At 44.7% G+C, this 1,360-nt stretch carries 2 protein-coding genes; one reads left to right on the forward strand and one right to left on the reverse strand.

Features of this window, described 5'->3' with window-relative positions; translation table 11 throughout:
• Nucleotides 1-200 precede the first annotated feature (200 nt).
• Nucleotides 201-806 carry a hypothetical protein gene (locus ACFWP2_RS39595; protein ID WP_069475750.1) on the forward strand — a complete coding sequence of 202 codons (606 nt, stop codon included), beginning with the start codon at nt 201-203 and terminating at the stop codon, nt 804-806.
• Here ACFWP2_RS39595 and ACFWP2_RS39600 read toward each other — a convergent pair.
• Nucleotides 803-1,360 (reverse strand): DNA methyltransferase (locus tag ACFWP2_RS39600; protein WP_380460981.1); only part of this gene is annotated, 558 nt, incomplete at its 5' end. The genes ACFWP2_RS39595 and ACFWP2_RS39600 overlap by 4 nt on opposite strands.

The raw sequence follows: 1,360 nt of genomic DNA on the forward strand, positions 1-1,360 counted from the left end.
GTATTTGGTATCTGCGCTCCACCAAGCCAGTTACCTGGTTAAGCAGTTCCCCAACTGACTTAACCTTCGATTAAACCGCCTCCCCAGGCGGTTTTTTCGTTTCAAGAGGCTACGCCCAAACGACAATGATCGTCAAGGATCTTCTTGGTAAGATATGACAAAGAGCTTTCGAACTTTTATATCTTATTCAAGGAACTAAGATGCAAGACAGGTCAGTAGTTAATCGACAGGGGTTTAACCCAGAGCTCGATCTGCCGTATTCGCTAAGGATTAGTGATTTTGAGCACGCAATGGAAGATATTTATGACTTCTTCCATGATGTGAACAATTTACTATCAAACAAAGGATTGCATAGGCTTGATGACATGATGAGACCAGCAGCTATGTCTGGCCTCATTTCAGATATGATCACAGCTTCCCTCGCTAAATTTTCAAGATCACTTGTTGAAAACAAGCATTTCAATGGACATCCAGACCTAGTTGTTAGAGGCAAGTATCCGAATGACAGTATCTCCTCAGGGGAAGACGGCATTGAAATAAAAACCACCAGGAAAAATGGGGGTGCCGTCGATACTCATGGGGCAAGATCTCAATGGATGTGCGTATTTGTCTACAATGTAGATAATGAGACTGAACCGGCCTCAGACAGAAAGTCGATGAAATTTACCGAGGTATATCTTTGCCACGTTGATGAAAATGACTTCCGTCGTAATGATCGTGGTGCATTAGGAACCAGAACAGCAACCCTTCACAAAGAAGGGTTGAAGAAGCTCAGAGAAAGCTGGGTTTACAAGGATTTAGTTTAGTTATTTTCCTTGCTTGGAAGGGCTGATAGCGCGGGGATAGCTTTCTCCGCCAAATCAAAGAACTCCCGGTCTATTTCAACTCCAATGCTCTCATAACCTATATGGTTTGCAGCTGCTAATGTGGAGCCGCCCCCCATAAATGGATCGAGAATAATCCCCTCTCCTAAAGGAAGCACTGCCCTCACTAATTGCCTCATGAAATTTTGCGGCTTTAATGACGGATGTGGCGCTATCTTTTTTTCATGTGCTGGCGTCGGATGAGATTTAATGACATCGCCAAATGGCCTGTCAGCTGAAATTCTCCTGAATCCACCTGTTTTCCACTTTCGTAGATTATCCTGAACCCTTCCATCTAGAGGCTTTCTCAGCACTATCCATGGTTCCCATTGAGAACGTGGCATGACAGAAACATCTCCAAATTCATCATGGGCGTTTTTGGGCCTATCCCCTCCTCTCATGGTCATAACCTGACGCGCGATGTAACCTCGTAGCTCTAAGCCAGACGTAGACATAGAGTCCGCGACTATATGCGATAGAAGAGGGTTGGATGCGAT

The sequence above is a fragment of the Kitasatospora sp. NPDC058444 genome (assembly GCF_042721415.1).
GTDB lineage: Bacteria > Actinomycetota > Actinomycetes > Streptomycetales > Streptomycetaceae > Kitasatospora.